Here is a 13877-nt window from a genome sequence, read left to right as displayed (position 1 = left end):
ACCGAGAGCACGGCGCCCAAAATAATGGCCAATGCCAGGCTGCCCAGCTGCGCGCTGAGCGACCAGGCCAGGTAGGCGCCCAGCATGTAAAAGCTGCCATGGGCCAGGTTGACCACGCCCATGATGCCGAAGATCAGGGTCAGGCCGGCGGCCAGCATGAACAGCAGCAGGCCGTACTGCACGCTGTTGAGCAGCTGGATGAGGAAGTTGGCAAACGTCATGTCAAATTACATTCGGCAACCGCGCGCGGGATCGGCCAAGCCCTTGGCGGCGACGCTGACCATTTTGTTTTCCTTGTTCTCGACTTTGCGCAAGTAGATGTCCTGCACCGGGTTGTGTGCTTTTGATAGGGTGAACGCGCCGCGCGGGCTGTCGATTTTTGCAAGCTCCATACCCTTGATGAGCGCCTCGCGCTTGCTGAAGTCACCGCCAGCGGCCTTCAGCCCCGCAGCCAGCATTTGAGCCGCGTCGTAACCCTGGACCGCATACACGTCCGGCTGCAGCTTGTAGGTCTTGGCATAGCTGAGGCGGAACGAGCGGTCTTTTGGCGTGTCGAGGCCATCGGCATAGTGCAGTGTGGTGAGCAGGCCTGACGCTGCGTCGCCCTGCGCATCAAGCGTGCCATCGGTCAAAAAGCCGGCACCGTAAAGAGGAATCTTGTCCTTAAGGCCAGCGGCGGCGTAGTCTTTGACAAACTTGACGGCACCCGCGCCGGCAAAAAACGTGTAGACGGCGTCTGGTTTGGCCGCCGCAATTTCAGCCAGTAAGGCCTGGAATTCGACGGTTGGGAACGGCACGCTCAGCTCCTTGGTGACCTTGCCGCCTTTGGCCTCAAAGCCTTCCTTGAAGCCCTTGACCGACTCCTCGCCCGCCGCATACTTCCAGGTGATGGTGACGGCGCTCTTGTGTTTGCGTTCGGCGGCCACCAGTCCCATGGCGTAGGCCGGTTGCCAATTGGTGAACGAGGTGCGAAAGATGTTTGGAGCGCACAAAGCCCCCGTGATCGCGTCTGCCCCTGCATTCGGAATGATGAGCAGGGTTTTGGTGTCTCTGGCGACCTTGGCCATGCCCATGGCAACACCGGAGTGCACGGTGCCGATCAACACATCGACCTTGTCGCGCTGAACCAGCTTGTTGGCGTTCTCGATGCCCTTGGACGGCTCGGACTCATCGTCCACCTTGAAGAACTCGATCTTTTTTCCTGCGAGCGCGCCGCCTTGTTCTTGCACAAACAGCTTGAAGCCGTTTTCGATGGCCACGCCGAGCTGGGCAAAGGTGCCGGTATAGGGCAACATCAGCCCGACTTTGATGGTGTCGCTGCTCTGCGCCTGGGCGGTTGAGGCCGCGAGCAAGGCGCAAGAAAGGGTCAGGAGGGAAGAGGCCGAAAAGTTTTTCAAAGGAATGTCTCCGTTGGGGAAAGGGGTGGAATGAAGGACGATGCTGCAGAGGCACCAGCGAGCGCGTGTTGATCAATGAATTCTTGGACGGCGCGGATCAAGGCTGCAGGTTGATCGCGATGGGGTGAATGCCCGCATCCAGCGAGTTCAAGCAGCTGTGTCTGTGGCAGACGGCGAGCGATACCATGAATATGTTCCAGCGTTCCGTATTCGTCGTCCACCCCTTGCACGGCAAGAATCGGGCAAGTGATGGCAGGCAGCTCAGCCTCGATGGTCCAGGTGCGAAAGCTGGGGTCTAGCCAGATGTCGTTCCAACCTTTGAAGGCTGAATCGACATCCTCGTGGTAGCGCGCCAGTTTTTCTTTCAGGTCTGTCGTGGCATAGGCTTCACGCGCTGTGCGTATGCTTGCCAAGCCATACTCTTCAACCATCAGGTGTGGAGCGACAACGACCAAACCCGCCGCAGCGTTTGGAAAGCGCGATGCATAAAGCAGGGCGATGGATCCGCCATCGCTGTGGCCCAACAGCCAGGGTTTTTCCTTGACGTACAGCGCTTCAAGCAACGCGGGCAGCACCTCGTGCGCTTGTGCGTGCATGAAGTTGGCGCTCCAGCGCTCAGCGGCTGCACGCGGCGTCGAGCGGCCATAGCCGGGGCGCGAGTACACCAGGCCGCGAACATGGGCCGCATCACACAGCGCCTGGGGAAAGTCCTTCCACATGGCGACTGATCCCAGCCCTTCGTGCAAAAACACGACGAGAGGACGATCGCGCCGCTCAGGCCCTATCCATTGATGCTCTATCCGGACATGACGACCCTGCCAGTCGATGTCGACGAATTCGATGGCGCTCATGAGGCCCCCACGCCCGGCGCTGCCGGGCTACCCCCCGAGGGGATGTTCGCTTGCTTGGAGCGGTTCTGCGCTGCGCTCATGCCTTGCGCTCCAGTTCCCGCAAGCGAAAACGCTGGATTTTTCCCGTTGCTGTTTTCGGCAATTCGGTCATGAATTCGATGAAGCGCGGATACTTGTAGGGCGCGAGCCGCTGCTTGACGAAGGCCTGCAGCGTGGCCTCGTCGACTTGATGACCCGGTTTGACAACCACAAAGGCCTTTGTCTTGGTCAAGCCCTTTTCATCTTCCTTGCCGATCACTGCACATTCCAGCACCGCTGGGTGCTGTACCAGCGTGGCCTCAACTTCGAACGGCGACACGTAGATGCCGCTGACCTTGAGCATGTCGTCGCTGCGGCCCGAGTAGGTGTAGGTGCCATCAGCGTTGCGCACGTATTTGTCGCCACTTTTGGTCCACGCACCCTGAAAGGTCTCGCGCGACTTCTCACGGTTGCCCCAGTACATGAGTGCCGAACTTGGGCCGTGGATGTAGAGGTCTCCGATTTCGCCATCCGGCACCGGGCGGCCGTCGTCGTCCCGCAGCTCGACTTCATACCCTGGCACCGGCCAGCCCGTGGTGCCGTAGCGCACCTGACCCGGTCGGTTGGACAGGAAAATATGAAGCATTTCGGTCGAACCCAGGCCGTCGATGATCTCGACGCCGAAGTGGGCAGTGAATCGCTCGCCCAGTTCGCTGGGCAAGGCTTCGCCAGCAGAGGAGACCAGGCGCAGCGCGGTGTCTTTTTTAGCCGGCAGCGCAGGCGAGGCCAGCATGCCGGCAAAACCGGTGGGCGCACCGAAGAATGCCGTTGGACGCGTGCCGCCCACCTCGCCCCGCCAGCGTTTGAAGGTGGCCTCCGGTGTGGGTCGTTCGGCCATCAGGATCGTGGTGGCACCCACGCTCAAGGGGAAACTCAAGGCATTGCCCAGGCCGTAGGCAAAGAAAAGCTTGGCCGCCGAGAAGCAGACATCATGTTCGGTGAGGCCGAGCACCGGCGTGCCATAGAGCTCGGCGGTCCAGTAGGGATTGCCATGGCTGTGCAGCGTGCCTTTGGGCCTGCCGGTGGAGCCGGAGGAATAGAGCCAGAAGCCGGGATCGTCCGGGCTGGTGTCCGCCGGCTCGGCCAGTGGCGCGTGTTGTGCGATCCACGTGTCGAATGCCGCGGCGCCCTCGGGCAAGAGCGCGTCCGGACGTGAGACGATCACGGTCTTGAGCTCGTGGCCACCTTGGGCCATGGCCGCCTGCAGCGTGGGCAACAAGGCCTCGGACACGATGGCCGCCTGGGCCCGGCTGTGTTGCAGCATATAGGCGTAGTCGTCGGCGGTGAGCAGGGTGTTGACAGCCACCGGCACGATGCCGGCGTACAGGGCACCCAGAAAGCTCACCGGCCAGTCGCTGCAGTCGTGCATCAGCAGCAGCACGCGCTCTTCCCGGCGCACGCCGGAAGCCAGCAGCGCTGCCGCCATGCGGCGGATGCGCTCGGCCAGATCGCCATAGCTCAGGCTGCCCTGGTCGTCAATGTAGGCGGGCTTGGCGGGTCGGGCCAGGTTGCGCCCTATCAAGTGTTGGGCAAAGTTAAAGCGTGCGCCGGGCGGCGCGACGGAAGTAGTGGCGGTCAAGTTTGTCTCCTTGATTTTTGCAGGCCGGTGTGGCGGTGCTTAAAGGGCTGCCAGCACGGCGGTGCTGGCTTGCACCGCACTGCGGCGGTGGTAGAAATTCAGCGCGCGGATGCCGCCCAGTTCCTCACCGCCGCCTGCGCGCCCGGGGCCGCCGTGCAGCGACTGCGGCATCACATTGCCATGGCCGGTGTGCAATTGCGCCACATCGGGCGAGATCACATGCACGCGGCCATGGCTGTCGGCCAGTTCCAGCGCGGTCGCGGCCAGCGCGGCCGGGTCGCTGCCGTAGAGCGAGGCCACCAGCGAGCCCTGACCCCGGCGTACCAAGGCCAACGCGTGGGCGATATCGCCTGCGGAATGGCGATAAGGCATCAGTGTGGCCACCGGGCCAAAGACTTCGAGGTCGTGAATGCGGTCGGCGTTATCTGCATCACGGGCACCCAACAGCGTGGGCCCGACGCAGCATGCCACGGCGGGGTCGGCATCCACCAGCGCGTGCGCTCTGCCATCGTGCAACAGCTCAGCCTGTGTTTGCAGATGGGCCAGGCCTTCGCGGACGCTGGCAAGCTGTGCGCGGTTGACCAGTGCGCCCATGCGAACCGTTTCATTGCGTGGGTTGCCCACAACGGTTTTGGCCAGGCGCGCGGCGATCGCCTCGGCCACCGGGCCATACAAGGCCTCGGGGACGAAGACGCGGCGAATCGCCGTGCATTTCTGGCCCGACTTCACCGTCATCTCGCGCACCACTTCCCTGGTCAGCAAATCGAAGGCGGCACTGCCGGCGGCTTCGCCGGGCAGCAACAGGGCTGAGTTGACGCTGTCGGCTTCGATGTTGACGCGCACCGAGCGTTGCGTCACGGCAGGATGCGAGCGGATCACGGCCGCTGTTTCTGCTGATCCGGTGAACGACACCATGTCAAAGGGCTGCAGCGCGTCCATCAGGCCTGCAGAGCTGCCGCACACGACCGACAGTGCGCCGGGCGGGAAGATGCCGGCTTCGACCACATCCCGTACCATGCGCTGGGTCAGCCAGGCTGTGGTGGTGGCAGGTTTGACGATCACCGGAACGCCAGACAGCAGAGCCGGCGCCGCCTTTTCCCACAGTCCCCAGCTCGGGAAATTGAAGGCGTTAATGAAAAGTGCGATGCCTCGCGTGGGCGTCAGAACATGTTGCGACTGGAACAGGTCTTCCTTGCCCAGCCGCGTCATCTCGCCGTCGAGCAGGAAGCGGCGATCGCCCAGCGATTCGCCGAGTTTTGTGTAGTTGCCGAGCGTGAAGATGCCACCGTCGATGTCCACCGCCGAGTCGTTTTTGACGGTGCCGCTGTTGGCGGTCGCGATGTCATAGTAGGCATCGCGGTTTGCCTGCAGCAGCTTGACGGCGGCGGCCAGCATCGAGGCGCGCTCGCGGTAGGTCAGGCGCTGCAGCGCTGCGCGTCCTTGCTCGCGTGCAAACGCAAAGCCTGCCGCGAGATCAAGCCCGGTGGCGTCCACGCGGACCAGCTCGGTGCCGAGGGTCGGGTCGAACAGGGGCGTGCCGCCGCCGTTACCGGCCTGCCAGCGGCCGCCGAGGAAGTTGGAAAGGAGTTGGGTCATGGTGAGGTGTGGGGTTCTTTAGCGGGTGAATTCAATGCGGCCTTCGGGCAGCAGGTAAAGCACAAGCGCGCGGCCGTTGGATACGGTGGGCCGGTGTGCGCTGCCCGGTGGGCAGACCAGCCAGCCGGCCGGATGGCCATCAAACTGCGCGTTACCTTCGACCGGCATGATCAGGTCGATCTCGCCATTCGGGTGGCTGTGGTGCGGCCCGGCAATGTTTGTCATGTCGACCACGTCGACCGAGAAACCGTGCAGGTCGGCGGAGGGTTTGAAGATACGGCCGTAGCGGATGCCGCCGCCTTCGCGGTCACACAGCCAGCCCTCCGCGACCCCGGTTTCGCAGGCTTGTTTCAGGCGGTCGTAGGTGATACTACCGGGGCCGTGTTCGGCATTCAGCCACGCTTGCAGGCCGGCATCGAGAGGACGCCCAAGCAGTTGAATCGTGAGTTCAGCAATATTTTCGTGAAAGTGTGCGGGTGACATGTGCCTATCTCCGTGGTTGCACTCAGCTTGCGTTCTGGTGTAATATGAATTATTGTGCAGCACGAACAATAAATCCTTGAAAATGTCATGTCAAGCAATATATTGCATAAGTCAGGGTTAACACTTAGTGATGTGGCCTCTGGCTTGGAGCCCGTTAACACCGCTGTCAGGCTGGTAGACGGAGCGACAGCGGAGGGCAAGAACCCTTTTCTGGTCGCATTAGGCAAGCGCGTGGGAGCCTTGCGCGCGCGCCGGGGGCTAACCCGTAAAGCCGTGGCGATAGCCGCTGATGTGTCCGAGCGCCATTTGGCCAACCTGGAGTACGGCCTGGGCAACGCTTCGATACTGGTGCTGCTCCAGGTGGCCGGTGCGCTTCAGTGCTCTTTGGCCGAAATCATTGGCGACCGCACCACCACCTCGCCCGAGTGGTTGATGATCCGGGAGCTTCTTGAGCAGCGTGATGATGCTTCGCTGAGGCGTGTGCGTATTTCCATCGGTGAAATGCTGGGTACGGGCGGAGGCAATACCCTGCGCAGTCCACGTATCGCGTTGGTTGGACTGCGGGGTGCTGGCAAGTCATCGCTGGGACAGCTATTGGCCGAAGACCTGGGCTTCCCGTTTGTTGAACTGAGCCGGGAAATCGAAAAGTTCGCTGGCTGCAGTGTTTCAGAGATCCAGGCGCTCTACGGCATGAACGCCTACCGCCGCTACGAGCGGCGCGCACTGGAGGAGGCGATCCAGATCTACCCTGAGGCGGTGATTGCAACGCCGGGCGGACTGGTATCGGATCCGGCGACGTTTAATCTTCTATTAAGCCATTGCACGACGGTCTGGCTGCAGGCCAGCCCCGAAGACCACATGCAACGGGTGATGGAGCAGGGAGATCTCCGCCCCATGGCCAACAGTAAAGAGGCCATGGAAGACCTGAAAGACATTCTCGCGGGGCGAGCTCCTTTTTATTCCAAGGCGGAGTTCGCCCTGAACACCAGCGCGCAGCCCTTGCTGCCTACCTCTGTTGCGCTGCGCGAGCTGGTTCGCCATGCCATTCAACTTCCCGTTCAAAAAATAGATAAACATGCATAAAAATGCTTGACACTTTTCTGTCGTAGGCATTATTATTCGTGCATAGATTTCATTTCATGCACTATTTTGCTTATTTTAAGGAGATGATGTGAGCAACGACACTCGTGTTAACTACCAAACTAACCCTGACCGCTATAAACACTGGGCGCTAAAGTTTGAGGGTCCTGTCGCCACGCTGACGGCCGACTTTGACGAAAACGCCGGCTTGCGACCGGGCTACAAGCTCAAGCTCAACAGCTACGACCTTGGCGTCGATATTGAGCTGAACGATGCGATCAACCGCATTCGCTTCGAGCATCCGGAAGTGCGCACGGTGGTGGTCACCAGTGCCAAGGAGAAGGTGTTCTGCTCGGGTGCCAACATCTTCATGCTGGGCGTCAGCAGCCATTCCTGGAAGGTCAATTTCTGCAAATTTACCAATGAGACCCGCAACGGCCTGGAAGACTCCTCCAGGTTCAGCGGCCTGAAGTTCCTTGCCGCCGTCAATGGGGCCTGTGCCGGTGGTGGTTATGAGCTGGCGCTGGCTTGCGATGAAATCATCCTCGTTGATGACCGCTCCAGCGCGGTGAGCCTGCCCGAGGTGCCGCTGCTGGGCGTGCTACCCGGAACCGGTGGCCTGACGCGGGTAACCGACAAGAAACATGTGCGGCACGATCTGGCCGACCTGTTCTGCACCAGTGTCGAGGGCGTGCGCGGCCAGAAGGCCAAGGACTGGCGCCTGGTGGACGATATCGCCAAGCCGCAGGCCTTTGCCCAGAAGGTCCGCGAGCGGGCGCTCGAGCTGGCCGCCAAGAGCGACCGGCCGGCCGATGGCAAGGGTGTCATGTTGCCGCCGGTGGCGTGCACGATCGAGGCCGACGCTCTGCGCTACCCGAACGTGACGGTCGAAATCGACCGCGCCAAGCGTACCGCGAGCTGGACCGTCAAGGGGCCAACCGGCGCGCAACCCACCGACATCGCTGGCATTGAAGCCGCCGGTGCCGCCTGGTATCCGCTGCAGATGGCGCGCGAGCTGGAAGATGCCATCCTGCAAATGCGCACCAACGAGCTGGACATTGGCACCTGGTTGATCAAAACCCAAGGCGATCCGGCTGCAGTGTTGGCGATGGATGCCACATTGCTGGCGCATCAAAACCACTGGCTGGTGCGTGAAACCATTGGCTTGCTGCGCCGCACCTTCAGCCGTCTGGACGTGTCCTCGCGCAGCCTGTTCGCGCTGATCGAGCCGGGCTCTTGTTTTGCCGGCACGTTCCTTGAGCTGGCCCTGGCCTGTGACCGCAGCTACCACCTGGCGCTGCCGGACGACGAGTCCGGCGCACCAAAGATCACCGTGGGCGAGATCAACTTCAGCCTGTACCCCATGGTCACGGACCAGAGCCGCCTGGGCCGCCGTTTCTACGACGAACAACCCGCGCTGGATGCGGTACGCGCCAAGATTGGTCAGGCACTCGATGCCGACGCTGCGTTCGCCCTTGGTTTGGTCACGTCGAACCCTGATGATATCGACTGGGCCGACGAAGTACGCATCGCCGTCGAGGAGCGCGTGGCCATGTCGCCGGATGCCCTCACCGGCATGGAGGCCAACCTGCGCTTCAACGGGCCCGAGAACATGTTCACCCGCGTCTTCGGGCGGCTCACCGCCTGGCAGAACTGGATTTTCCAGCGTCCCAACGCTGTCGGCGAAAAAGGGGCATTGAAAGTCTACGGGAAAGGCGACAAAGCCGCCTTCGACTGGAACCGAGTATGAATTTTTGCGGGACAGACCGCAGTTGCGCGTTGTGAGCCAGCTCTGTCCTCAACCGTTTAGATGTATTTATTGGAGTTAAACATGTCAAGCATCAACTACAGCGACAAGATTCCTAACAACGTCAACCTCAGCGAAGACCGCACGCTTCAGCGCGCGCTCGAGCAGTGGCAACCCAACTTCATCAACTGGTGGGACGACATTGGCCCCGAAGGCTCGACCAACTCAGACGTTTACCTGCGGACAGCCGTCAGCGTGGACCCGCAGGGCTGGGCCCAGTTTGGCCATGTCAAGATGCGCGACTACCGCTGGGGCATCTTCCTCAACCCCGGCGATAACGACCGTACCATTCACTTTGGCGATCACAAGGGTGAAAAAGTCTGGAACGATGTTCCTGGCGAATACCGCGCCAACCTGCGCCGCATCATCGTCACGCAGGGCGACACCGAGCCGGCCTCGGTAGAGCAGCAGCGTCTCCTGGGGCTGACCGCCCCCAGCATGTACGACTTGCGCAATCTGTACCAGATCAACGTCGAGGAAGGCCGCCACCTGTGGGCCATGGTGTACCTGCTGCACAAGCATTTCGGGCGCGACGGCCGCGAAGAAGCCGATGCACTGCTGGTGCGCCGCAGTGGCGATGAGAACAACCCGCGCATCCTCGGTGCCTTCAACGAAGCCACGCCGGACTGGCTGAGTTTTTTCATGTTCACCTATTTCACCGACCGTGATGGCAAGTTCCAGCTTTGCGCGTTGGCCGAAAGCGCCTTCGAACCCCTGGCCCGTACCACCAAGTTCATGCTGACCGAGGAAGCGCACCACATGGTTGTGGGCGAAAGCGGCATTTCGCGCGTTATCCAGCGCACAGCGCAGGTCATGAACGAGCTCAAGACCGACGATGCCAACTGGCTGCGCGCCGCCGGTGTGATTGATCTGCCGACCATCCAGCGCTATATCAACTTTCACTACAGCGTCACGATCGACCTGTTTGGTGCCGATGAGTCCAGCAATGCGGCCACTTTCTACAGCACCGGCCTGAAAGGCCGCTACGAGGAAGGCAAGCGCGTGGATGACCATGTGCTCAAGGGTCAGACCTACAAGGTGCTCGAAGCACGCGATGGCCAACTGGTGGAGAAAGAGGTGCCGATGCTCAACGCGCTCAATGAAGTGCTGCGCGACGACTATATCAAGGACTCGGTGGCCGGTGTCGAGCGCTGGAACCGCGTGCTTGAAAAAGCGGGAATTCCCGTCAAACTCCGGGTGCCGCACAAGGCTTTTCACCGCAATATCGGCGCGCTGTCAGGTGTCAAGGTGTCGCCAGATGGCCGTGTGGTGTCCGACGCCGAATGGAACGCCAATGTTGATAGCTGGCTGCCCAGCAGGCAAGACCGCGCCTTTGTTGCCTCGCTCATGGGCCGCGTGGTCGAGCCAGGAAAATTTGCCAACTGGATCGCGCCACCGGTCATGGGCATCAACCGCCAGCCCGCCGACTTCGAGTACGTTCGCTTCAACTGACAGACTGCAAGCGCGGCATTGCGAGCAAGGGGCCTCTGTGGCCCCTTGTGCGCAATGCATCAGCAATAAAGGAGACAAGTCCATGATCACGGTCAGCAGCATCGCCATCCAGCAGCACCTTATCGACCCCGAGATATGCATTCGCTGTAATACCTGCGAAGCTATCTGCCCGGTCCAGGCCATCACACACGACTCACGCAACTATGTCGTCGATGCCGAAAAATGCAATCTGTGCATGGCTTGTATCTCCCCGTGCCCGACCGGCTCCATCGACAACTGGCGCACGATGCCGCGCCTCAAGGCCTATACGCCTGCCGAACAGCTGACCTGGGACGAGCTGCCCGCAGAATGGACCGCCGAGCAGCTGGTTGATGCCGGCATCAGCAGCCCGGACGACGTTCCCGCCATGCCGGTTCAGCCTGCGCCCACCGCCGCCGTGAGCGGTGACGCCGTGTTCAATTCTTCAGCCTACGGCGCCACCCTGCCGCCGTGGTCAGCCGCGCATGCCTACACCAATCTGCACGGCCCGAAAGCCCCGACCACAGCCACCGTGGTGGGCAATGTGCGCGTCACCGAAGTGGGCAAGGAATACGACACCCACCACATCGTGCTCGACTTTGGCAGCATGCCCTTCCCCGTGCTGGAAGGCCAGTCGATAGGCGTTTTGCCTCCGGGCAACGATGAAATGGGCAAACCGCATCATGCCAGGCAGTACTCGATTGCCAGCCCGCGCAACGGTGAGCGGCCCGGCTACAACAACGTGTCGTTCACCATCAAGCGCGTATTGCAAGACCACCAGGGCAATCCGGTGCGCGGTGTCGGGTCCAACTACATGTGTGATCTGCAGGTCGGCGACAAGGTGCAGGTGATAGGCCCGTTCGGCTCCAGCTTCCTGATGCCGAACCACCCGCGATCGAACATCGTGATGATTTGCACCGGCACGGGCAGTGCGCCCATGCGCGCCATGACCGAATGGCGTCGGCGGCTTCGCCATTCGGGCAAGTTTGAGGGCGGCAAGCTGATGCTGTTCTTCGGCGCACGCACCAAGGAAGAGTTGCCCTATTTCGGGCCGCTGCAAAGCCTGCCCAAGGATTTTATTGATATCAACTTCGCCTTCTCGCGCACGCCAGAGCAACCCAAGCGCTACGTGCAGGATGCAATGCGCGAGCGGGCTGCCGATATTGGCGCTTTGCTGAAAGACCCCAACACCTACTTCTATGTGTGTGGACTGAAAAGCATGGAAGACGGCGTGGTGCTGGCCTTGCGCGATGCGGCGCAGCAGGCCGGCCTGTCGTGGGATACCGTGGGCGCGGCTCTGAAAAAAGAAGGCCGGCTGCATCTTGAAACTTATTGAGCAAGCCGCCAACCCATCAATCAATCTACCAGACCACCCCTCGGCACTGCAATGAAAAATGTGACGATTTCGCCGCGTGCCCCTGTCGCGGCCCAGATAACCATGTCCCGCCCGGCGGTGCTCAATGCCTTCGACGAGGCCATGATCGCCGGGATGGACTCGGTCTTTGCGCAGTTAGCCGCTGATGCCAGGTCGGGCCGATTGCCAGCGAAGTGCGCGAGTTGGCCGCACAAACCATTAGCCGCGTGCGCGGCACAGCAGAAGCCCCGCGAAGGTTTCATCGCATTTTTGGCCAAGCGCCCCACAAACTGGATTCCGCAATGATGACAGCCAAGCTTAATGAGGTGCCATTGCTGGTGGTGGGTGCCGGTGTCATGGGGGTCGGTATCGCGCAGGTGGCGGCGCAGGCCGGCCATACCGTGATGCTCTACGATGCCCGCGAAGGCGCGGCCAGTGAGGCCAAGACCCAACTCGCCAAGAGCCTGGATGCACTGGTCACCAAGGGCAAGCTCACGGCGCAAGGCGTGACGCAAACGCTGTCGCGTATCGAAGCCATCGCCTCGCTCGACGCGGCCGCTGCGGCACGGCTGGTGGTCGAAGCCGTTGTCGAACAACTCGACGTTAAACGTAGGCTGTTCACGCAGCTTGAAGCCATCGTGGCCGCAGATTGCGTGCTTGCCTCCAACACCTCGTCGATCTCGATCACGGCCATTGCCAATGGCCTGCAGCATCCGGGGCGGCTGGTCGGTATGCACTTCTTTAATCCGGTGCCCTTGATGAAGCTAATTGAGGTGGTGTCAGGCCTGCAGACCGATCCGGCAGTGGCTGCGGCCATTTTTGATTTGTCCAAAGTCTGGGGCAAGGTGCCGGTGCATGCGCGCTCGACGCCGGGTTTCATCGTCAACCGCATCGCTAGACCCTTTTACGCCGAAACGCTGGCGCTGCTGCAGGAGCAGGCCGCCACGCCCGCCATGCTCGATGCCTGCCTGCGTGGGGCGGGCTTTCGCATGGGGGCTTGCGAGCTGATGGATTTGATTGGCCATGACACCAATTTTTCAGTGACCAGCGCGGTCTACGAGGCCAATTTCTACGACAAACGCTTTGCGCCTTCACGGGTGCAGCGCGAGCTGGTCGATGGCGGGCTGCTGGGCCGAAAATCAGGCCGTGGTTTCTACGATTACGCCGTGGCCTCGGTCAAAGCCGCGAACACCGCTTTCGAGCCGACCCCACTGCCAGCGGCGCAAGCGTTGTGCGTGTGGGGGGTGGGGCCGGTGGCCGAGCGCTTGGCTACTGCGCTGGCGCAGGCGGGCCGCGCGTTTGTGCGTGATGAAAACAGCGATTGGGTCGGGCTGGCGGTGGATGGTGCGCAACTGCGGCTGACCGACGGCAGACCGGCCTCGCAGCTGGGCGCCGAAGTGGCCGTGTTTGACCTGCCGCTGTCCAAGGGAGTCGGCATCGCACTGGCCTGGGCACCGTCTTCGCGCGCTTCCGATGGCTGGTGCGCCGCAGCCGCAGCCTGGTTGCAGGCGCTGGGTTTTAGCCCGCAGCGCATGGCCGATGCGCCAGCGCTGGTGCTTGCCCGCACCGTCGCGATGCTGATCAACGAAGCGGCCGATGCGGTGCAGCAAGGGGTGTGCACGCCGCAAGGGGCCGATGCGGCAATGAAACTGGGCGTCAACTATCCGTCCGGGCCTTTTGAGTGGCTGGCGCAGTGGGATGCCCGCACCGTCGTCAGATGGCTAGACGCGCTGGACGCGCACTACCGTGGTGAGCGCTACCGCGTCAGCCCCTGGCTGCGGCAACGGGCCTGGCAGGAGGGTGTGCAATGAGCCGCAGAATCGACATCGCGCCGAACCTGCATGCGGAGATAGGCGACGACGGCGTGGCCTAGCGGGTGTTCGGCCCCAAGGGCGGCAGGCCCGCCATGGATGCCCAAGGCCATGCGGCCCTTGGCGCGGTTTGGGCGAAGCAAGCTCGGAAGTGAGTCAGGCCGCATCGGATTGCCTGAAAATCAGTCGGGGATCACCGCAGTAACCTCGATTTCGACCTGGGCGCGTGCTTCGACCAGAGCCGCAACCGCAACGCAGGTCATGGCCGGGAAGTTTTTCCCCATGACTTCGCGGTAAACGCCTCCCACCTCTTTCAGCCTGGCAACATACTCGTTGCGGTCCACCACATACCAGGTCATGCGCACCATGTG

Annotated in this window: 13 protein-coding genes; 6 read left to right on the top strand and 7 right to left on the bottom strand. The window is 61.7% G+C overall.

Annotated elements, in window-relative coordinates:
- The 6 genes from RMO23_RS11060 to RMO23_RS11035 all read right to left on the bottom strand — a co-directional run.
- The coding region (locus RMO23_RS11060) for an ABC transporter permease subunit (protein WP_405041596.1) at window positions 1-221 on the bottom strand (221 nt) is incomplete at its 3' end.
- 6 nt (window positions 222-227) lie between these two features.
- Complete coding sequence (locus RMO23_RS11055) at window positions 228-1397, bottom strand: ABC transporter substrate-binding protein (protein ID WP_309681417.1); 1170 nt, start codon at window positions 1395-1397, stop codon at window positions 228-230.
- Window positions 1394-2248, bottom strand: coding sequence for an alpha/beta hydrolase (locus RMO23_RS11050; protein ID WP_309681415.1), 855 nt, complete (start codon window positions 2246-2248; stop codon window positions 1394-1396). The genes RMO23_RS11055 and RMO23_RS11050 overlap by 4 nt, the downstream gene beginning before the upstream one ends.
- Window positions 2249-2324: 76 nt before the next feature.
- Window positions 2325-3905: a benzoate-CoA ligase family protein gene (locus RMO23_RS11045; RefSeq protein WP_309681413.1), complete on the bottom strand. Its 1581-nt coding sequence runs from the start codon at window positions 3903-3905 to the stop codon at window positions 2325-2327.
- Window positions 3906-3944: 39 nt separating this feature from the next.
- Window positions 3945-5501, bottom strand: a complete 1557-nt coding sequence (locus RMO23_RS11040) for a 3,4-dehydroadipyl-CoA semialdehyde dehydrogenase (RefSeq protein WP_309681411.1) — start codon at window positions 5499-5501, stop codon at window positions 3945-3947.
- Between the two features lie 18 nt (window positions 5502-5519).
- Window positions 5520-5984 (bottom strand): DUF4863 family protein, encoded by a 465-nt coding sequence (locus RMO23_RS11035; RefSeq protein WP_309681409.1) that lies wholly within the window; start codon window positions 5982-5984, stop codon window positions 5520-5522.
- Window positions 5985-6071: 87 nt separating this feature from the next.
- On the opposite strand from RMO23_RS11035, the gene RMO23_RS11030 reads away from it, so the two are divergent.
- The 6 genes from RMO23_RS11030 (at window position 6072) to RMO23_RS11005 (ending at window position 13506) form a co-directional block, all read left to right on the top strand.
- The gene (locus RMO23_RS11030) at window positions 6072-7067 is read left to right on the top strand and encodes a helix-turn-helix transcriptional regulator (RefSeq protein ID WP_309681407.1); all 996 of its coding nucleotides are present in this window, start codon (window positions 6072-6074) and stop codon (window positions 7065-7067) included.
- A gap of 88 nt (window positions 7068-7155) precedes the next feature.
- On the top strand, window positions 7156-8814 hold the full coding sequence (boxC, locus tag RMO23_RS11025) for a 2,3-epoxybenzoyl-CoA dihydrolase (RefSeq protein WP_309681405.1): 1659 nt from the start codon (window positions 7156-7158) through the stop codon (window positions 8812-8814).
- 81 nt (window positions 8815-8895) lie between these two features.
- Window positions 8896-10323: a benzoyl-CoA 2,3-epoxidase subunit BoxB gene (boxB, locus tag RMO23_RS11020; RefSeq protein WP_309681403.1), complete on the top strand. Its 1428-nt coding sequence runs from the start codon at window positions 8896-8898 to the stop codon at window positions 10321-10323.
- A gap of 82 nt (window positions 10324-10405) precedes the next feature.
- Window positions 10406-11677, top strand: coding sequence for a benzoyl-CoA 2,3-epoxidase subunit BoxA (gene boxA / locus RMO23_RS11015; protein ID WP_309681401.1), 1272 nt, complete (start codon window positions 10406-10408; stop codon window positions 11675-11677).
- Between the two features lie 51 nt (window positions 11678-11728).
- Window positions 11729-12001 (top strand): hypothetical protein, encoded by a 273-nt coding sequence (locus RMO23_RS11010; RefSeq protein WP_309681399.1) that lies wholly within the window; start codon window positions 11729-11731, stop codon window positions 11999-12001.
- The gene (locus RMO23_RS11005; protein ID WP_309681397.1) at window positions 11998-13506 is read left to right on the top strand and encodes a 3-hydroxyacyl-CoA dehydrogenase; all 1509 of its coding nucleotides are present in this window, start codon (window positions 11998-12000) and stop codon (window positions 13504-13506) included. Before RMO23_RS11010 ends, RMO23_RS11005 begins: the two co-directional genes overlap by 4 nt.
- 182 nt (window positions 13507-13688) lie before the next feature.
- Here the strand turns inward: RMO23_RS11005 and RMO23_RS11000 are convergent.
- Window positions 13689-13877 (bottom strand): RidA family protein (locus tag RMO23_RS11000; RefSeq protein ID WP_309681395.1); only part of this gene is annotated, 189 nt, incomplete at its 5' end.

This window comes from Polaromonas sp. (assembly GCF_031411155.1).
Classification (GTDB): domain Bacteria; phylum Pseudomonadota; class Gammaproteobacteria; order Burkholderiales; family Burkholderiaceae_C; genus Polaromonas.
Note: the sequence above shows the minus strand (reverse complement) of the source record. Positions and strands in the feature narration are given on the sequence as shown.